Annotated in this window: 20 protein-coding genes and 2 pseudogenes; 17 read left to right on the forward strand and 5 right to left on the reverse strand. The window is 70.6% G+C overall.

Going from position 1 to position 18536, the window contains the following annotated elements; all coding sequences use genetic code 11:
- Positions 1–160: 160 nt before the first annotated feature.
- Positions 161–1258, reverse strand: coding sequence for a UDP-glucuronic acid decarboxylase family protein (locus ACIA8N_RS28245; protein ID WP_365787398.1), 1098 nt, complete (start codon positions 1256–1258; stop codon positions 161–163).
- Between the two features lie 848 nt (positions 1259–2106).
- Between ACIA8N_RS28245 and ACIA8N_RS28250 the strand changes: the two genes are divergently transcribed.
- A complete protein-coding gene (locus ACIA8N_RS28250) occupies positions 2107–2616 on the forward strand; it encodes an amidohydrolase family protein (protein WP_365787400.1) in 510 nt (169 codons plus the stop codon).
- 52 nt (positions 2617–2668) lie between these two features.
- Here ACIA8N_RS28250 and ACIA8N_RS28255 read toward each other — a convergent pair.
- Positions 2669–2955: pseudogene (locus ACIA8N_RS28255) on the reverse strand (transposase); the annotation flags it as partial.
- Positions 2956–3082: 127 nt separating this feature from the next.
- The gene (locus ACIA8N_RS28260; protein ID WP_365787358.1) at positions 3083–4354 is read right to left on the reverse strand and encodes an MFS transporter; all 1272 of its coding nucleotides are present in this window, start codon (positions 4352–4354) and stop codon (positions 3083–3085) included.
- Positions 4355–4542: 188 nt separating this feature from the next.
- Here ACIA8N_RS28260 and ACIA8N_RS28265 point away from each other — a divergent pair, with 188 nt between their 5' ends.
- The 13 genes and pseudogenes from ACIA8N_RS28265 to ACIA8N_RS28325 all read left to right on the forward strand — a co-directional run bounded on the left by ACIA8N_RS28265 (position 4543) and on the right by ACIA8N_RS28325 (position 14553).
- The gene (locus ACIA8N_RS28265) at positions 4543–4866 is read left to right on the forward strand and encodes a rhodanese-like domain-containing protein (RefSeq protein ID WP_365787360.1); all 324 of its coding nucleotides are present in this window, start codon (positions 4543–4545) and stop codon (positions 4864–4866) included.
- A gap of 74 nt (positions 4867–4940) precedes the next feature.
- Positions 4941–6329: an MBL fold metallo-hydrolase gene (locus ACIA8N_RS28270; protein ID WP_365787362.1), complete on the forward strand. Its 1389-nt coding sequence runs from the start codon at positions 4941–4943 to the stop codon at positions 6327–6329.
- Positions 6330–6534: 205 nt separating this feature from the next.
- Positions 6535–7116 (forward strand): rhodanese-like domain-containing protein, encoded by a 582-nt coding sequence (locus ACIA8N_RS28275; RefSeq protein WP_365787364.1) that lies wholly within the window; start codon positions 6535–6537, stop codon positions 7114–7116.
- Positions 7113–8039, forward strand: a complete 927-nt coding sequence (locus ACIA8N_RS28280; RefSeq protein ID WP_365787366.1) for a sulfite exporter TauE/SafE family protein — start codon at positions 7113–7115, stop codon at positions 8037–8039. The genes ACIA8N_RS28275 and ACIA8N_RS28280 overlap by 4 nt, the downstream gene beginning before the upstream one ends.
- A 46-nt stretch (positions 8040–8085) precedes the next feature.
- Complete coding sequence (locus ACIA8N_RS28285; RefSeq protein ID WP_365787368.1) at positions 8086–8349, forward strand: metal-sensitive transcriptional regulator; 264 nt, start codon at positions 8086–8088, stop codon at positions 8347–8349.
- Positions 8350–8463: 114 nt separating this feature from the next.
- Entirely contained in the window at positions 8464–9132 is a 669-nt protein-coding gene (locus tag ACIA8N_RS28290) for a hypothetical protein (protein ID WP_365787370.1), read from the forward strand.
- A gap of 147 nt (positions 9133–9279) precedes the next feature.
- Entirely contained in the window at positions 9280–9528 is a 249-nt protein-coding gene (locus tag ACIA8N_RS28295; protein WP_365787372.1) for a hypothetical protein, read from the forward strand.
- Complete coding sequence (locus tag ACIA8N_RS28300) at positions 9497–10024, forward strand: DUF6879 family protein (RefSeq protein WP_365787374.1); 528 nt, start codon at positions 9497–9499, stop codon at positions 10022–10024. Before ACIA8N_RS28295 ends, ACIA8N_RS28300 begins: the two co-directional genes overlap by 32 nt.
- A 26-nt stretch (positions 10025–10050) precedes the next feature.
- Positions 10051–10902, forward strand: a pseudogene (locus ACIA8N_RS28305) (helix-turn-helix domain-containing protein).
- Between the two features lie 322 nt (positions 10903–11224).
- The gene (locus tag ACIA8N_RS28310; protein ID WP_365787376.1) at positions 11225–11617 is read left to right on the forward strand and encodes a DUF6415 family natural product biosynthesis protein; all 393 of its coding nucleotides are present in this window, start codon (positions 11225–11227) and stop codon (positions 11615–11617) included.
- Positions 11618–12578: 961 nt separating this feature from the next.
- A complete protein-coding gene (locus ACIA8N_RS28315) occupies positions 12579–13157 on the forward strand; it encodes a hypothetical protein (protein WP_365787378.1) in 579 nt (192 codons plus the stop codon).
- A gap of 161 nt (positions 13158–13318) precedes the next feature.
- On the forward strand, positions 13319–13894 hold the full coding sequence (locus ACIA8N_RS28320; protein WP_365787380.1) for a hypothetical protein: 576 nt from the start codon (positions 13319–13321) through the stop codon (positions 13892–13894).
- Between the two features lie 95 nt (positions 13895–13989).
- Positions 13990–14553: a hypothetical protein gene (locus tag ACIA8N_RS28325; protein WP_365787382.1), complete on the forward strand. Its 564-nt coding sequence runs from the start codon at positions 13990–13992 to the stop codon at positions 14551–14553.
- Between the two features lie 216 nt (positions 14554–14769).
- Here ACIA8N_RS28325 and ACIA8N_RS28330 read toward each other — a convergent pair whose 3' ends face one another.
- Positions 14770–15819 (reverse strand): mechanosensitive ion channel domain-containing protein, encoded by a 1050-nt coding sequence (locus ACIA8N_RS28330; protein WP_365787384.1) that lies wholly within the window; start codon positions 15817–15819, stop codon positions 14770–14772.
- Between the two features lie 225 nt (positions 15820–16044).
- Here ACIA8N_RS28330 and ACIA8N_RS28335 point away from each other — a divergent pair, with 225 nt between their 5' ends.
- Complete coding sequence (locus ACIA8N_RS28335; RefSeq protein WP_365787386.1) at positions 16045–16467, forward strand: Clp protease N-terminal domain-containing protein; 423 nt, start codon at positions 16045–16047, stop codon at positions 16465–16467.
- Between the two features lie 41 nt (positions 16468–16508).
- Entirely contained in the window at positions 16509–16919 is a 411-nt protein-coding gene (locus ACIA8N_RS28340; protein WP_365787392.1) for a PRC-barrel domain-containing protein, read from the forward strand.
- Positions 16920–17001: 82 nt separating this feature from the next.
- Here ACIA8N_RS28340 and ACIA8N_RS28345 read toward each other — a convergent pair whose 3' ends face one another.
- On the reverse strand, positions 17002–17295 hold the full coding sequence (locus ACIA8N_RS28345; RefSeq protein ID WP_365787394.1) for a YkvA family protein: 294 nt from the start codon (positions 17293–17295) through the stop codon (positions 17002–17004).
- 792 nt (positions 17296–18087) lie between these two features.
- On the opposite strand from ACIA8N_RS28345, the gene ACIA8N_RS28350 reads away from it, so the two are divergent.
- Positions 18088–18306 carry a hypothetical protein gene (locus tag ACIA8N_RS28350; protein WP_365787396.1) on the forward strand — a complete coding sequence of 73 codons (219 nt, stop codon included), beginning with the start codon at positions 18088–18090 and terminating at the stop codon, positions 18304–18306.
- Positions 18307–18536 lie beyond the last annotated feature (230 nt).

Here is an 18536-nt window from a genome sequence, read left to right on the forward strand (position 1 = left end):
GCCGGGGGATCCTGGACGGTGCCGGTCCCGAAGGCAGGACCTTGCTCCAACGAGGTCATGGCGGCAAGTTCTCCAGGTGGTGCGACAGCGGGCCGTGGGGAGTGGGGGAAGGGGCCGGGGGCGTGGCGCGGCAGGGCGCCGTACGGCGATGCCGCGGGGATCAGCCGTTCGAGGCGGACGGCTCGGCCATGGTGGCAGCGCCCACGCTGAGGGACGCGGCCTCCGGACCGGGGATCATCTGCGACGGGGTGGCCGCGACCGGCACGGCGGTCGGCGGGACGGTCTCGCTCTGGCCGCCGCGGATCGCTGCGGCCGACACGGCGAGCTGGTCCGGCCGGGAGGCGAAGTACGCCACGGTCCGGCGCAGGCCTTCGGTGATGTCGATCTCCGGCTCCCACCCCAGTACCTCGCGGGCGAGGGCGATGACGGGACGGCGGCGGACCGGGTCGTCGACCGGCAGCGGGTGGTACTTCACCTCGGACTGCGAACCGGTCATCGTCAGCACGGTCTCCGCGAGCTCCGAGACTGTGCGCTCGACCGGGTTGCCGAGGTTGAACGGTCCCATTGCGGAGGAGCCGAGGAGTGCGACGAGACCGCGGACGAGGTCGTCCACGTAACAGAAGCTGCGCGTCTGCTTGCCGTCGCCGTAGATGGTGAGCGGCTCACCGGTCAGGGCCTGAGTGATGAAGCTGGACACCACACGGCCGTCGTGCGGGCGCATCCGCGGCCCGTAGGTGTTGAAGATCCGGGCGATGCCGACATTAAGGCCGTGCGTGCGGCGGTACGCGGCGGAGAGAGCCTCGGCGTACCGTTTCGCCTCGTCGTAGACGCTACGCGGACCGATGGAGTTGACGTTCCCCCAATACGTTTCCTCCTGCGGGTGAACCAGGGGGTCGCCGTAGACCTCGCTCGTCGACGCGAGGATGAAGCGGGCGTCATGGCGGAGAGCCAGACGCAGTGCGTTCTCGGTGCCGCGGCTGCCGACCGCGAGCGTTTCCAGCGGCTGCCGCAGGTAGTCGGGCGGGGAGGCGGGTGACGCCAGATGGGCAACGGCGTCCACGCGGCCGACGACCTCCACGGACGCGCTCACATCGGCGTGCTGCAACTCGAACGCCGGGTCGGACAGGAGATGTGCGATGTTCGCAGCATCGCCTGTCGAGAAATTGTCCAGGCACACCACTGAGTCACCGCGCCGCAGAAGCGTCTCGCACAGATGTGACCCAAGGAAACCACCGCCACCGGTTACGGCAACGCGCATGATTTTCTCCAGTAAAGGGGAGCGAATTGGCCTCGCGTTCCGCTCACACAGGCAGGCGCGGGGCAGCTGACCGTACAAGCGGACAAGTAAGGCGCTGGGAATGCGTAGGGCGAGGGTATGGGCATATGTAGGTGTTTTCGCGGAGGCGGTGCGACGGCTGGGCTGTTCGGGGGTGTCATGCGAGGGGGGCACGCAGAGGTACGACCCGGTCCGGGGTTGAGCCCACTTTCGAACGGCGTAATCGCCGGTGTCACACGCATGTGTGAGGTCGGGCCGGGCCGAGTACGCCTGCCGGTATGCCTGACTAGTCGTCTGGTAATCACACAAGCGTCATGCCGCGAAGAGCCCGTCCGATGTCGGTCCGGACAGGGTGCGGCTGGTGGGCAGGCAAGGGTTGAGGTGTCGCTGGGGCGTATGCAGAAATGCGACTCGGACCGAGTAGCCCCGCTCGGCGAGATGCCCGTTCTCCTCGAAGGTCCACCGCAGTGGTGCCGCAAGTCCCCGAAGACCGCGAAGGTGATGCCGCTGCTCTACCTGCACGGCCTGTCGTCCGGCGACTTCGTCCCAGCGCAGGAACAGCTCCTCAGCGGCACGGTCGGCGTGTCGGCCGCGACCGTGGCAGTAGAGCGACGAACGCGCCGGCTTCCAGGACCGCGAACTGTCGGATCGCGACCTCGTCTACGCGCGGGCGGACGGCGTAAAGCGAAGGTCCCGCCTCGGGCAGGCCACTGGTGCGTCCTGGTTGACGGGGTTACCACAGCACGCGACCTCATCGGTCTCGACGCGGGTTCCGGCGGGCGGTTGCCGAGCGCCGCATCGCGGGGCCACGGCTCCTTGTCGCGGTGAGCATGCTGAGCCAGACCGCCGGGCACGCCGACTTCCGCCTTCCGAGCGGTATCGACGCCGGCGCCGTCGCTACTCGCGTACGCGAGCCTTTCGCCGCCGCCGCCGACTGCGTCAAGCTCGCAGCCAGCGGAGGGGTCACCTCCCCGCACGACCAGCCCGAATGGCTGGGGCTGCGTGCGGAGATGGTTGCGCGCGGCCAGTTCCTCGTGCCCACCCTCCTGGAGACCATGGCCGACCCCGACCCTTCCGCGGTGCCGGCGGCCGTACACGCGAAGGCCGTGCACTGGCACCGGGTCGCCCAGGAGTCCGTGGCCCGTTCCGTAACAGCCGGAATCCGTGTCGGGATGGGAACCGACGCGGGCCTGATCGCCCCCCACGGCCAGAACCTCAAGGAACTCGGACTCCTCGTCCGCATCGGCGGCATGACGCCGCTCCAGGCCATCCGAGCGGCCACCTCCGAAGCCGCCGATCTGTGCGGCGTGGGTGACACCACCGGCAGGCGTCGCCGGTAAAGCCGACAGGGCAGGGTCTGTCAATCGAACGGTGTAACCGGGGTGTTCAAGGTTACTGACGGGCTGCGGAGAGGCGGCCGTCGAAGGTGATGTCGAAGGCGTTCAGAGCGGTCTTCCAGCGTAGGGTCCAGCGGGCCTGACTCTTGCCGGTCGGGTCGAGGGACATGATCGCCATGTAGACGCGCTTCGACGCGGCCTGCTCGTTCGGGAAATGCCCACGGGCCTTGACCGCCCGCCGGATCCTGCGTTCACGGACTCGATCGCGTTCGTGGTGCAGATGATGCGGCGGATCTCGGTGTCGAACCGCAGGAACGGAGTGAACTCCTCCCACGCGTTCTCTCAGAGCTCGACGGCCTCAGCCACGTTCTCACTGGTCATCGGTGCATCTTCCTTGATCGGGAGTTGCACTAAACGATCTACAGCCATCGGCCAGGGATGCCCCGACGGGGCTCTGGCGGCGGCGCGGTCAAGTTCGGGGACGGTCGGTCATCCAGCGGGCGGCGAGGATGCCCGAGGCGGCGGTGAGGGCGGCGGCGGCGAGGACGGTGGTGTCCAGGCCCAGCGCGTCGGCGAGGACGCCCGCCACCAGCGCGCCGGCCGCGTAGCCGATGTCCCGCCAGAACCGGTACGCGCCGAGGGCGTGGGCGCGCCAGGCCGGGTGGGTGTGGTCGGAGACAGAGGCGATGAGGGCGGGGTAGACCAGCGCGGTGCCGAGGCCCAGGCCGACGGCGGAGACGACGCCGGCGAGGAGCGGGCGGTCGAGCAGCGCGAGGGCCGACAGGAGCGCCGCGGCCTGGAGGAGCATGCCGGACACGACGAGCGGTTTGCGGCCGATCCGGTCGGCGAGGTGCCCGGCCGGGATCTGGCCGATGCCCCACAGCAGAGGGTAGAGCCCCTTGATCAGGCCGATGGCGGCGATGCCGAGGCCGTGGTCGGCGAAGAGGAGGGGGAAGACTCCCCAGGTCAGGCCGTCGTTGAGGTTGTTGACCAGGCCGGCTTGGGATGCGCCGCGCAGAGAGCGGTCGAGCCATGAGGTGCGGGCGAAGGTCTCCCGGAAAGACGGCCTGCCCGCCGGACCGCCTTCGGGTGCGGGGTGGCGGGCCAGTTCGAGGGCCAGGTGGGCGGCGGTGTCCTTGGCCCGGAGGGACAGGCCGAGGCCGGCGGCGAGGAAGACCACTCCGATGAGCTCGGGGGCGGGGCGCAGTCCGTACTGGGTGGCGAGGTAGCCGGTGAGCAGGGCCGTGGCGCCGACCGCGACGTAACCGGCGGCCTCGTTGAGGCCGGTGGCCAGACCCCGCCGGGCCGGGCCTACGAGGTCGATCTTCATGTTGACGGTCATCGACCAGGTCAGCCCCTGGTTGACGCCGAGCAGGACGTTCGCGGCCACGATCCACCACCACGACGGCGCCCAGGCGAGCACGAACGGCACGGGTGCGCCGATCAGCCAGCCCGCCAGGAGCAGTTGTCTGCGGCGGAAGCGGGCCGTGAGCGCGCCGGCGGCGAGGTTGGTGAAGGCCTTGGCGAGGCCGAAGGCGATGATGAACGAGAAGACGGCCAGGTTCCCCGCGAGTCCGAACACCTCGGTGCCGATCAGGGGGACCGTGGTCCGCTCCAGGCCGACGAGCGCGCCGACCGCCGCCGTGACGACGACGAGCAGGACGAACTGCGCCCGGTTCTCCCGGAGCCCCAGCCGCACGGGGGCGGGCGCGGGCCGCGGCTTCGTGTTCGCTCGTGTCATCTCTTCACCATTCCGTCCGTTCCCGTATCCGCAGACCACCATACCCCTGGGGGTATTAGATCCTTCTCCCTCGCGAAGCTCCTCCCTGTGGCGTTGGATACCCGAGGGGGTATTTGACTTCTCTTCGCGGCCCTGCCTACAGTCGATGGCGTAAGTACCCCGGGGGGTATTCGAAAGGGTGATCTTCCATGCGTGAAGTGGATCTGGACGTCTTCGCGGCCGAGCTGGCTCAGGGCGCCTTCACCATCGACGTCCGCGAGCCGGACGAATACGCGACGGGTCATGTGCCGGGCGCCCGCACCGCGCCTCTCTCCGAGCTCGGCGTCCACCTCGCCGCGCTGCCCGCAGACCAGCCCGTCTACGTCATCTGCGCGAGCGGCAACCGCAGCGCCTGGGCCGCCGAGCACCTGGAGGCCGCCGGCTTCCAGGCGGTCTCGGTCGCGGGCGGCACCTCAGGCTGGGCCCGCGCCGGCCGCCCCGTCGTACGCGGCACGGACGCCCGGGTCGCCTGAACGGCCGGCCGCTCTCCCGCCGCACTTCCGCGGGGCTCCGCTCCGCGCTCGCTCTCTCCGTCGAAAGGTTCGCCGTGTTCTTCGCCCAGTACTACCTCGACTGCCTGTCCCAGGCGTCGTACATGATCGCCGACGAGCAGACCGGGCAGGCCGTGGTCGTCGACCCGCGCCGGGACGTCTCCGAGTACCTCGCCGACGCCCGGGCGCACGGTTTCACCGTCGTCGGCGTGATCAACACCCACTTCCACGCGGACTTCGTCGCCGGGCACCTGGAGATGGCCGACGAGACAGGCGCGTGGATCGGCTACGGCATGCGCGCCGAGACCGAGTACCCGATCCGTCACCTCGCCGAGGGTGAGCGGATCGTCCTGGGCGACGTGGTCCTGGAGGTCATGGAGACCCCCGGGCACACCCCGGAGTCGATCAGCGTCCTGGTGTACGAGCACGCGGGCGACGCCGTCCCGTACGGCGTCCTGACCGGCGACGCCCTCTTCATCGGCGACGTCGGCCGTCCCGACCTGCTCGCCTCCGTCGGCGTGACCGCCGAGGAGCTGGGCGCGATGCTGCACGACAGCGTGCAGAACAAGCTGATGGGCCTGCCCGACGAGGTCCGGGTCTTCCCCGCCCACGGAGCGGGCTCCGCCTGCGGCAAGAACCTGTCCACGGAGAAGTCCTCCACGATCGGCGAGCAGCGCGTCACCAACTACGCCTGCGCGCCCATGGGCCGCGAGGACTTCGTGGCGCTGGTCACCGCCGGCCAGTCGGCGGCGCCCGGCTACTTCGCCTACGACGCCGACCTCAACCGCAAGGACCGCACCCTGTACGACGCGACCGCCGCGGCCCGGCCGCTCGCGCTCGGCGAGTTCACCGCCCTCCGCGCAGGCGGAGCGGTCGTCGTCGACGCCCGCGACCCGCAGGAGTTCGCGGCCGGGCACCTGGCCGGCGCGGTGAACGTGCCCGCCGACGGGCGCTTCGCCGAACAGGCGGGCACTGTCCTCGACCCGACCGACGAGCTGGTCGTCATGGCCCCGCAGAACCGCGAGGAGGAGGTCGTCACCCGGCTCGCCCGCATCGGCTTCGACCGGGTCGTGGGCTACGTCCGCAACCCCGAGGACGCGCTGCGGGTGCTGGCCGACGAGGTCGCCTTCGCCAGCCGCCTCACCGCCGCGCACCTCAAGGCCGCGCTGGCCGGGGAGAACCCCCCGCTCGTGGTGGACGTGCGCACCTGCGGCGAGCGCGAGGCCAACGGCTTCATCCCCGAGGCCCTGCACATCCCGCTCAGCGAGCTGCCCGCCCGCACCGGCGAACTGCCTGCCGACCGGCCCCTCGTCCTGCACTGCGCGGGCGGCCACCGGTCCTCCATCGCCGCCAGCCTGCTGCGCCACCGCGACTTCGGCGACGTCTCCGACATCCTCGGCGGCTACGCGGCCTGGGCCCTCGCGGCCGAACCCGCCCGAGCCTGATCCCCCCGGATCGCCGGCCGGGCACGGGTCCGGGCTCTGCCCGTCGTGCACCGCCGGCCGTGGAGGAGCCGGGGGCCGCACTGCCCCCACCCCTCCCCTGTCGCGGGCAGGGCCGCACTGCCCCGCCCGCGACAGCCCCCTCCTTCTCTGACGCCTGGGTCTCTGTCATGACCCACCACCCCGCATATACCTTCCGGAGTTTTGCATGAGCGCCGAGCGCACCGTCCAGTCGATCACCCCCGCCGTCCTGCACCGCCTCGTCCAGGAGGGCCGCGCCCCCCGCCTGCTCGATGTCCGCACACCCGGCGAGTTCCGCACGACGCACATCCCGGGCTCGTACAACGTCCCCCTGAACACCCTGCGCGAGCACCGCGCGGAACTGCTCTCGCACCTGGACGAGGAGGTCGTGCTCGTCTGCCGCTCCGGCCAGCGCGCCCGCGAGGCGGAGCAGGCCCTCGCCCAGGCCGGACTGCCCAACCTCCGCGTCCTGGACGGCGGCATGGTCGCCTGGGAGGCGGCCGGCGCGCCCGTGAAGCGCGGCCCCGAGCGGTGGGACATGGAGCGCCAGGTCCGTCTGGTGGCGGGCTCCATCGTCCTGGCCACCGGCCTGGCCGGCATCCTGATCCCCGGTGCCCACCTCATCGGCACCGCCGTCGGCGCCGGCCTGACCTACGCCGCGCTCAGCAACTCCTGCGCCATGGGCGTCCTGCTGTCGAAGCTGCCGTACAACCGCGGGCCGCGCACCGACATCCGCACGGTGATCACGGAGCTGCGGAGCGCGTCGTGACCGCCCTGGTCGTCGCGGCCTCCCTGCTCGTCGGCGTCAGCCTCGGCATCCTCGGCGGCGGCGGCTCGATCCTGACCGTCCCGATCCTGGTCTACCTCGCCGGGCAGGGCACCAAGGAGGCCATCGCCACCTCGCTGTTCGTGGTCGGCGTCACCAGCCTCGCCGCCCTGATCCCGCACGCGCGGGCCCGGCGGGTGCGCTGGCGGACCGGCCTGCTCTTCGGAGCCTTCAGCATGGTCGGCGCCTACGGCGGCGGCCGGCTCGCCGAGTACATCCCCGGCACCATCCTGCTGGTCGCGTTCGCGCTGATGATGCTCGCCACCGCCGCGGCGATGCTTCGCAAGCCGCGCGGCGGGGCGAAGAAGGCCCGCTCCGCCCACCGTGACCTGCCGGTGAAGCACATCGCGGTCGAGGGCCTGGTCGTCGGCGCCGTGACCGGCCTGGTCGGTTCCGGCGGCGGGTTCCTCGTCGTCCCCGCCCTCGCCCTCCTCGGCGGCCTGCCTATGGGCATCGCGGTCGGCACGTCGCTCCTCGTCATCGCGATGAAGTCCTTCGCCGGCCTCGCCGGGCACCTGTCGGGCGTCGAGATCGACTGGCGGCTCGCCCTGACCGTGACGGTCGCCGCGGTGGTCGGCAGCCTGGTCGGCGGACGGGTCGCGGGCCGCATTCCCCCGGACGCGCTGCGCACGGCGTTCGGCTGGTTCGTCGTCGTCATGGGCGTCTTCGTCCTCGTGCAGCAACTCGACACCGCCCTGTGGACCCACCCGGCCACCTGGGCAGGGCTCACCGTCGCACTGGCCGCCGCGATCGCCGCCCGGCTGTGGCGGGCCCAACGCCCGCCACGCCGGCATGCCGCCGCCTCCGGTATCCGGCCACCCACATCGGTGGAGGGACACGAGCGACACATCACAGCAAAGTCGTGATTCATACCCCTTGGGGTATTCTTGTCAGGGGGTGAAGGAGGATCTCGTGCAGGTAGACGAAGAATCGGTACGGCCCGTCCTGAACCGGCTGCGGCGGGCGCAGGGACAGCTGGCCGCAGTGATCACGATGGTCGAGTCCGGCCGCGACTGCAAGGACGTCGTGACCCAGCTGGCCGCTGTGTCCCGGGCCCTGGACCGGGCCGGGTTCAAGATCGTGGCGAGCGGAATGCGTCAGTGCCTCGCCGAAGGCACCGACGCCCCTCCCATGACGCAGGAAGAGCTGGAAAAACTCTTCCTCGCCCTCGCCTGACCCCCGACATCGACAACGGCTGGATCGCCGTCACCCGTCGCCCGCGGCCTTGCCGGTGACCACGGGTGCGGCCAGGAGGTCGGGCACCAGCACACCTTGAGCAGGCCGATGCCGATGAGCAGCAACGGCCGGCCTGCTCGCGGTACTAGGTGCCGCCGAGGCCGCGAAGCCGGCGATCTGGGCGGCGAACGTGCCGTGATCACGGCGGGGAAGGCGATGGGCATGCATGTGGGACCACTGCCGGAAATCTGCGGTACACCTGGCGGCATGAAGCTGGAAGACCTCAGCCCGCTGATGGCCCGCCGCCGAGCCGGCGGCCTCAGCTACGGCTACGACCGCTTCCGTGCCGACCCGGCGGTGGCCCCGCTTCAGTGGCCGGACGACGTTCTCGAACAGTTCCTCTACGACTTCGGCGACAACCCCGCCTTCGTGGACGACTACGGCAGCATCGACCTGCGGGAGATCAGGTGGCGGCTCGAGATGATCCCGGCTGCGGACTTTCACGGGATACCGACGGGAGCGTTCGACGCCGGCTGCATCGAGGAGTTTGCCAAGAACCCGGTGTACTGGGTCACGGTCCGTCCCTCAGAGGTCGGGCGGTACTGGGAAGAGCACGGGACGTGGCTGCGCCCGCCCGTTCTGATCGACCGGTGCCTCCTGGCCCCGTCCGACAGTGGCCTGCAGGTCGTGGAGGGCCGGACATGCGTCGGTGTCCTGCGCGGTCGCCTACGCGAGGGACTGAACGTCGCGTCCCACCACCAAGCATGGGTCGGACGCTCCTGAGAACGCCCCCGCACTGTGGTGCGTACATCGTGCCCCCCCGCCTTCCTCCGGCGTCCTGCCGGCCGGCCGGGGCCTCTTGCCGGCGGCATCAGGGCGCGGGACGGTCGGTGCGCAACTGTCCGCAACCGGCTCGCTTCGGAGGCGATCATGGCGTTGCTTTTCTTCGGCACGGACCCGAACTCGGGTGGAGGGAACTACCCCGCGGTGTGGGTGGACACCGACACTGCCGAGGGCGCGGAACTGGTTCTGCAGGGCGCCGACGCGGCGACCAGGACCGCCTGCAGCCAGGACAGCCCGCCCGCCAACGACGAAGGGGTCATCCGGATCCCGGCCCGGATGGTGGAGCAGATCAGGAAGGCGTGTGATGCCGCAGAAGCCGCCGGCACCCAGCTCTGAGGACCTGCTCGACTCCGCCCAGCACCACGCCCTGCACCTGGAACTGCGGGACGTCTACGCCGTTGAGGAAGAACGGGAGGTCTACGACACCTTCCTGCGCGACGGGAGCGTGCCCGCGGACGACTCGGAGTACTGGAGCGGGTGGCTGCCGCTGGTGGAGCGGACCGTCGCCCGCGGGGTGAAGGTCCGCCGGGCCCGGGTCGTGTCCGAGCCGGTCACCGACTACATCCGCTTCGAGCACGCCATCACCGACGCCAACCTCCGCGCCGGCGAACAGGTCCGCTGGCTGCCCCGCCACCGCGCCTCCACGCTCGCCCTGCCCGGCAACGACTTCTGGCTCATCGACAACCGACTCGTGCGCTGGAACCTGTTCTCCGGTGACGGCCAGGCCCTCGAGCCCGACCACACCGAAGACCCGCAGGCGATCAAGCTGTGCGTGGAGGCGTTCCGCGCGGTGTGGGACCTGGCCACCTACCACGCCGCCTACCGCATCTGACCGAAGCCCCAAGGGCCACGCACCTCATGACGACCGCCTCCCCATCGTCCAGCGCACAAGCGCCCCGCGAGGCGCTCGCCGTGCGGCTCACGCACCTGCGCAAGGACGCCGGCCTCACCGGGAAGGAACTCTCCGCCCGGTGCGGCTGGCACCCCGCCAAGACCACCCGCATCCAAAAGGGCGACGCCGCGCCCTCGGACACCGATATCCGCACCTGGTGTTCGGCGTGCGGCGCCGACGACCAGGCCGACGACCTCATCGCCACTGCCCGCGCCGTCGAGTCCATGTACATGGAGTGGCGCCGACTGCACCGCAGCGGCATGCGCCAGGTTCAGGAGGACTGGCTCGCCCTGCACGAGTAGACCCGCCACTGCCGGGTCTACCTCTCCAACGTGCCGCCGGGTTTCCTCCAGACGCCGGCGTTCGCGACCGCCCTGATGAACCAGATCACCGCCTTCCAGGGCACCCCCGACGATGTCGCCGAAGCCGTCGCCGCCCGCGTCGCCCGCTCCCGGTTCCTCTACGAAGGCGGCCACCGCTACGCCGTCCTCATGGAGGAATCCGTCCTGCGCTACCGCACCGCCGACCCCGAGGCGATGCGCGGGCAGCTGCGCCACCTCGTGGCCGTGATGCCGCTCGCCTCCGTCTCGCTCGGGATCATCCCGTTCACCGCGCAGCGCACCGTGTGGCCACTGGAGGCGTTCTACGTCCACGACGACACCATGGCCGTGGTGGAGACCCTGACGGCGGAGATCAAGGTGACGCAGCCGCGCGAGCTCGCCGACTACGCCAAGGCGTTCGCCGGCCTCGCGCAGATGGCCGTCTACGGCGACGCAGCGCGCGCCCTCATCCAGGCCGCGATCGACGCCCTGGAGTGAACTTCCGCAATTCTCCGCAACTTCGTTGAGCGCGCGGACCACAGGCGCGTAGCGTCGACGGCGCCGACGGACCACCAGCCGGAGAGGCGGGGCCTCATGCGCGCACACACCGACTCCACCGCCCGGCCCCGGAGGGCCGCGGCCTCCAGCCGCCCGCCTACGGCGTCCCTTCACCAGCCCTGCTTGCTCGCGCGGACCGCGGCTTCGCCCGATTCCTCGGCCAGCACGGTGAGAACCAGGACGCCGGAGCTGGCGGTGGCGAGGGCCCCCAGCGGTGACCGCCGGCCACCCGTATACGACGCTCCCGGCAGCGAGGCCCGCCATGCACACCAGCACCCACACGGTCCTGTACGACCCCCACGGCCTGATCGAAGCCGGGCTCCCGCTCGATCGCGAACCGTACGAGTGCCTCGTCAAGGCCGTCCTCGCGTGGACCGGCGAGCACACCCCCACCGTCCGCGACCTGGAGCAGATCGCCCTCCAGCTGACCGGCCGCGCCCGCGCCGTTGCCTCCGACGTCCGCCACCGCGCCGCCAAGCTGCCCAAGGACAGCGGACCCAAGGCCCTCACCGACGTCGTCCTGCGCGAGGCAGAAGGCCAGCTGTCCGCGCCCAGCGAGGGCACCGTGCGCTGCGTCCAGAACCGCGCCCGCCTCGTCCGCGCCCTCTACGAACGCCTCGACCGCCTGGAAGCCGCGGCCACTCAGGCCGTGTGAGCCGCCCCGCTACGCCAGGACGGCGGACACGCTCTCCAGTACGGCGCTGTTGCGGGTCGATGGGCACGTCGGCCTGGCGCAGGGAGCGTAGCGTCGTGCCGTTGACGCACAGCCTGCACAGGCCGATCACCGGGAGCGGCCCGGCGCCGATGAGCGTGCCGGACGAGGAGCTTTCGTAGACGGGGCGGTAGCAGCCGGGGCACGGCGTGCTTTCCTCGGGCTCGTCGGCCGGCGGCGCGTCCAGGCCCAGGAGCGGGACGATCCGGAGCAGGTTCTCCCCGGCCTCGGCCCACAGTGCCATCGGGCGCTTTGCACGCCGCTCGAAGACGATGGCGCCGTCGGGGCCGTCCTGGGTGCGGAGCCCGGCAGGGTGCTGGCGGCTTCCTCGCTGCCGGTTGCGTGCGACGATTTCCATGTCGATGCCAAGCGCGGTGCCGTGGGCGATCACGGCCGTCTTGAATCCCTGGTCGACCCGGGGTTTTGCGGACGGTGCCGCCGGTGTGCTTGGCGACCTAATTTCAGCAGAGTGATGTCCGCTGCGTTGTCGTGGGTGTTCGCGGTCGACACGATGACGGCGATGACCTGCCCGAGCACGTACACGGCCAGTTCCCGTTGGCGGTCCGGCACCGGGTAAGTCGCTGAGGGAGAGCTTGGGTTCACTCACATCATCACACCAAGTAGGCAAGCGGCTGCGGACCGGCGGATTCCGCCCCTCACCCACACCATCAGGCGACGACAGATGCAGCCAAAGACCCACGAACCGCCCTCTCAGTGTTAGCTGCCAGGCTGCAGGGCGCACCCGGTGGAGCGGCGTGCGCTCCCTCTTCCGGGTGATGGTCTGGTTCGGGCAAGGCTGGGACGGTGGTGAGGCGCGGTCGCCTGTCGTGGTGACATGCGCAGTCCAATGCCCGTGACATGCGACGAACTCCCTCGTGAGTTGCTCGGCAGAAAGGCATACGTGATGCAGCTCCTCAAGCGCGGCGGCACACGGAAGTACGGTGCGCTCACCGCGAGCGTGGCCGCCCTCATCGCTCTCGGGCTGACGCCCAGTGCGCAGGCTGCCCCGACAGCTCCCACCGCGGGCGTGAGCCAGCAGGCTGCCCTGCTGGAGTGCCCTGGCTATGAGACCGCCACCTATGAGCCCGGTCTGACCCTCGCTCCGCGGCAGGTGGCTCTGTCCGCCTCCGGAGCGATCGGCCCCTGCGTGGGGCTGCCGCTGGATCACACCAACGGCACGATCAGCTTCACCGGAAACGGATCCCTCTCCTGCACCGGCGGAAGCTCCACCGGCAACGGCCGCATCAACTGGACCAACCCCCAGTCCAGTTCCAGCACCTTCGACTTCACCGCAGGTGTTGGCCTGCGCCCGGGTGGCGTCTCTGTCCTGGTCCTGACCGGAGAGATCAAGTCCGGCGACTTCAAGGACTCCACCATCATTTTCGAGATCGTCCTGGTCCCCGGCGTGTCCCAGACGCTGGAGTGCCTCACCCCTCAAGGCCTGACCACATCCTCGGGCCTGGTCAACCTCCAGATCCTGTAAAGGCCAAACGCCCGCCGACGGTACATGACCGTTCCCGCACCGGCCTGGCCGGTGCGGGAACGTGCCGCTGCAGCCTGTCAGACGATCCTGGACTGCCTGAGCAGCCAAGGACTGCAGGGCCCCGCAGGGTCGGTGGAGCCCCCCGATCGAGAGAAGGATCCATGATGCGAACGATGATCTCCCTGATGCCCGGCACGCGGAAGTTCGCGGTCCTCGCCTCCAGCCTGCTCCTGGGGCTGGCCGGCACCGTCGCGATCCCGTCCACCGCGCACGCGACACCTATCGACGTCACGTGCCTGACCGGGAACCGGAACACCCACTACACGCCCCCGCTCACCAACACCTCCCAGACGCACCAGCTGGACATCAGCGAGAACTTCAGCTGCATCTCCCTGCTCGGCGGCATCAGCAGCGCCTCCGGCACCAGTACCCGCACCGTGACCACCAGCTGTCTCCTGTCGGTCCAGACGCCGCTCACCCTGCCGGCCCGCACCATCACCTACCACTGGAACACCGGCGCCTCCAGTACGGTCACCTACCCGGCCGTCACCGCCGCACGGGCCGCCGACGGCACCGTCACCATCACCTCCGTCGGCGCGGTCACCGCCGGCCTCGGCATCGGACAGACAGCCACCCAGACCACAGTCGAACCCAACCTCAACCTGACCGCCTGCTCCACCACCGGCCTCAGCGACACCAACAGCATCCTCAACACCCTGCTCATCGCCCCCCTCTGACCCCCGCCAGCCACGCCCACGGGCATCCCGCGCCACACAGCGCGCCCGCCCCACCAAAAGGACCCGCCCCGTTCCCGACCACGAGGAGAACCACGGTGATCCGGCATCTGTTGTCCCTCCTCACCGCACTCGTACTGCCCCTGGCTTTCGTCGTCACCCTGCCGGCATCGGCATCGGCCGCTCCTGTTCCCGCAGCGTCGCAGTCCGTGCTGGTGGACTGCCCCGGCTACGCCACCCAGGAATTCGATCCCGGCCTGGTCCTGCTGCCCCGCCAGACGTCCTTCGAGGCCGAAGGCGCCTTCGGCCCGTGCGTCTCCACCTCACCCGACCACGCCTTCGCCGACTACGAGGCCCAGGGCCAGGCGCTGCTCTCCTGCTCGGTCAGCCTGCCGGTGACCGGCGTCTCGGGCACCATCCACTGGAAGGACTCCTCCGGCGACCCCACCGGCACCTCCCACTTCAGCGGGGGCATCTCGCTCACCGAGCGACCGGTGGGGCAGAACGTCGTCATCGTCGTCGCGACCATCACCTCCGGCGACTTCACCGGAGACCGGATCGTCTACGAGATCGTCCTTCTCAACACCGACCTCCTGAAGTGCCTCACCACCGGCATCACCCAGGTCGCCGGCCCCGCCAACATCACCGTCCTCCCCCTCTGAGCAACCCCGGCGGAACATCAGACCCAGCCCTCCGCAGGAGGTGAAGCCCGATCAGGTGTTCCACCGACCGACTCCGGGGCACCTGGCGGCGTCCGGTCGGCGGTCGGACGCAGCACGTGATGGGGGAGGGCCCCGCCGATGGCAGGTCCCGAGGATGGACCGGCACTTTCGGCCCGTACGACCTGCCCTGTACGACCCGCCCGTACGCCCCGCGCATCAGCCCCTCGGCGCGTCCGCCGCCGGGGCGGTGATGATGCGGGGGAGTGCGCCCGGGTGCTCCCGGGTGAGCCAGTCGACGAGGTCCTCGCGTACGGCGCAGCGGGTCGTCCAGAGGTTGTCGGCGTCCTTGGCCGTCACGATGGCGCGGACCGTGATGGCGGTCGGGGAGGTGTCGGTGACCGCGAGGTCCCAGGCCCGGCCGTCCCAGGTGGGGCAGGCGTCGAGGAAGTCCTTCAGATGGGCGCGCATCAGGCCGACGGGCGCGGAGTGGTCGCAGTGGACGAAGACGGAGCCGGTCAGCTCGTTGCCGCCGCGGGTCCAGTTCTCGAACGGGCGCGAGGTGAAGTACGAGACGGGCAGGGTGACCCGGCGTTCGTCCCAGGTCCGGACGGTGAGGAAGGTCAGGGTGACCTCCTCCACGGTGCCCCACTCCCCGTCGACGACGACGGTGTCGCCTATGCGGACCATGTCGCCGAACGCGATCTGGAAACCGGCGAAGAGATTGCCGAGCGTCGACTGCGCCGCCACGCCCGCCACGATGCCGATGATCCCGGCGGAGGCGAGCAGCGAGGTGCCGAGCCCTCGGAACGTCGGGAAGGTGACGAGGGCGAAGGCCGCGGCGACCACTCCGACGGCGACCGACACCACGCGCGTGATGAGCGTCACCTGGGTACGGACGCGGCGCAGCCGTGCGGCGTCCCGCGCGCGCGTGGCGTACCGCGCGTACGAGGACTCCACGACGGCCGAGGCGAACCGTACGGTCAGCCAGGCGCCGCCGCCGATCAGGCACAGCAGCAGGAACTGGTCCACCGCCGCGGTGTGCGCCAGGAGCGGCGGCCATTCCGTCGCGCGGTAGGACCACCGGAACACGGCGGTCAGGAGGACGAGGTGGAGGGGGGTGCGGCAGCGCCGCAGCAGCCCCCAGAGCGGGGTGTCGGGGCGACGAGCGTCCGCGTACCTCGCGAAGAGGTCCGCCGCGCGGCCGGCGGCGAGGGCCAGCAGGGCCGAGCCGCCGAGGACGATCGCCGTTCGAACAACGCTTTCCATGGTTCCCCAGTCGATGTGTGTGGTGGTTCCTGTTCGCCTCACCGCCGTGCCACCGGGCAAACCTGTCAACCAAGGTTGACAGGTCCTGATTGTCAACGTAGGTCCGCTGCATGACCGATACGACCGAACACCTGCTCCTGGCCCTGCTCGACCGAGAGGACACCCGGGCGCGGCCGCGCTGCGGCAGCTGTGCCCGCCGGCCCGCCGGACCGGCGTCCCTCGCTCGTGACCGCACTCGCCGAAGCCCGGCGCCGGGCCGGACTCTCCCGGGCCGACGCGACGGCTCTGGCGGAACTCGCCATCGACGTCGGCGTGATCGTGGCACGGGTGGAGGAGACGCACGGCGCCGGCGCCCTGGCGGGTGACCTCAAGGACACCGGGTGGCGGTCGGGCCGCCGTTCCTTCTCCCAGGAGGCCAAGTCCGTCCTGGAGAAGTCGCTCCGCGTGGCGCTGGCCGGCAAGGACCGGGAGATCGGCGACGAACACATCCTCCTGGCCCTCACCACGACCGGCGTCGTCGTCGCGGAGGCCCTCGCCGACCACGGTGTGACCTTCGCCTCCGTCGAAACGGCGGTCTTCACCGCGACGGCGCGTCAGGAGGTAGGGGTTCCGGTCTCCTGGGCAGGCGGTCCTCCTGAGCCCGCGTGACGCGGCTCGGGAGAACGTCCGAGAACGGAGGAGTGATCGACATGGCGGAGAACGTGTGGAGTTACGGGCAGGCGTTCGGCCACCTGGTGGGCACGGACCTGACCGGCTGGCGGGTGGAGGCCACCGACGGGCACATCGGGAAGGTCGACAAGCACTCCGACGAGGTCGGCGACGCCTATCTGGTCGTCGACACGGGGGTGTGGATCTTCGGCAAGGAAGTGCTCCTTCCCGCCGGCACGGTGACCCGCATCGACCTGGAGGGCCATGTGATGCACATCGACCTGACCAAGGAACAGATCAAGAACGCGCCGGAGTTCCACTCCGACAAGCACCTCGCGGACCAGCAGTACCGGGAGGAGATCGCCGTCCAATACCGACGGGCGGACCCTTCGGCGGCGGCCCGGCCGTCGTCTGCCCCCGGGCGCACACCTACGAGCCGTACACACCTCTGACCCCCGCGCACACACCGAGGCGGCCCCCGCACCCCAGGTGCGGGGGCGCCGCCTCGCGCCGTCGAACTCCCGGGCCCGTGCGTCAGCCGGGCAGCTCCTCGCGATCCACGCCGCTCCTGGCCGCCGCCGTGTGCAGGGCCCGCAGGGCTACCAGCAGGACGCCGATGTCGTCCAGGTAGACCGGGTCCGGAATCAGGTCGATCGGCGACACCGTGTACGCCACGGCCGCCCAGAACAGGGCCTTGGACCGCAACGGCACCCCCGCGTCCAGCAGCAACCTGCGCGCCCGGAAGACGCGTACGAGCAGAACGGCCGCGTATGCCGCCATCACGAGCGCGACGACCGCGGCCACCACGAGCCAGAGTGAGCTGTCCATGTTCCTCTCCTACCCCCCGACCGCCGGACGACGTCGGACGCCGCCGCGCTGGCTCAGGGAGTGCCATGATGCACGACGGTCCACGGCCGGACGGCCCCGCTGCCGGCCTCGACGAGGCCGACCATCCGGAACGCCGTTCCGTGAGGCCGCCGAACGTGTACCGGTGAGGGCCCGTGGGACCGTGGGCGGGCTCGTACTCCGCGTCCCCGTAGAGCCGGGTGTGACCGCACGGCTCTACGACGACGTGCGGCCCTGACCCAGAAGTCACAGCGGCCGCGGCCGGCTGCGCCGCCCCCGGGGCGGGCTCTTCGGTTTGCTCGGGGCGGAGGGTGGTGTGTGGGAGGTGGGTTCGGGGCAGGCGGGTGGCGAGCGCATGGGACCGCTCTGGCAGTCCAGGGGTCTGCCGGATTCCCCCCCCCGTTCCGGCAGACCCCAGGACAGCGGAACGCCCCGCCCCGGCAGAGGTGCATCGGTCAGCACCCGACCCACCCGCCCCGCATGCCCGGAGTCCTCGTACAGGTTGCGGGGCTTGCTCATACCCCGTGATCACGGCCCCATTCAGTACCTGCCCGCACGTAAACGTGCAGGTCAGCGTATTGAATGGGGTCTTTTTTCTGTCCATGTGGGACCGCTTGCCTCCCTAACCCCCGCATCCCTCACAGTCCGGACTGCGGCAAGTTCCGGACGTCTGGGTCCTGTTCGCCGCCCCGGCCCGAGACGCAAGGGCTGAGACCTGCTCATGTACCGCCCTGAATGCGCCGACAGGCGCCCCTGACCGTGAAGGAGAAACCCATGTCCGCCCCGACCCAGCCGCCCGCCCAGGAGCCGACCCGAGGCCCGGAGCCGGACCGCTCCACGCTCGTGCACCGGATCGCAACGGCCGCGCTTTTTGTCGGTTCCGCTGCTTACGTGCTGCACGAGCACCCGGCCTTGCGCGAGACCGCCGCCGCGCTCGGCTCCGTGGGGGCGGTGGTCTTCATGGTGGTGATGGCCGTGGGGCGCCGCCGGTGACCGGGCGCCGGCCTCACCGCGCAGCCGTCCCACCCGCCCGGGCCGGTCCGTTGGGCAAGCCACCACCTCGACACGCTGCCAGGCCCGGCAGGAGTTGCACCGGAAGGGGGCTGGAGGGTTGCACGTAGAGGTGCACTAGGGGTCGTCTTCAAAGGCGGTCTGGTGATGAGGGATCATGCTTGTCGTGGTGCGTCGTCATGAGCTTTCGGATGCCGAGTGGGCTGTGTTGT

Origin of the sequence: Streptomyces sp. NPDC051822, from assembly GCF_044452745.1 — a bacterium.
Lineage (GTDB): Bacteria > Actinomycetota > Actinomycetes > Streptomycetales > Streptomycetaceae > Streptomyces.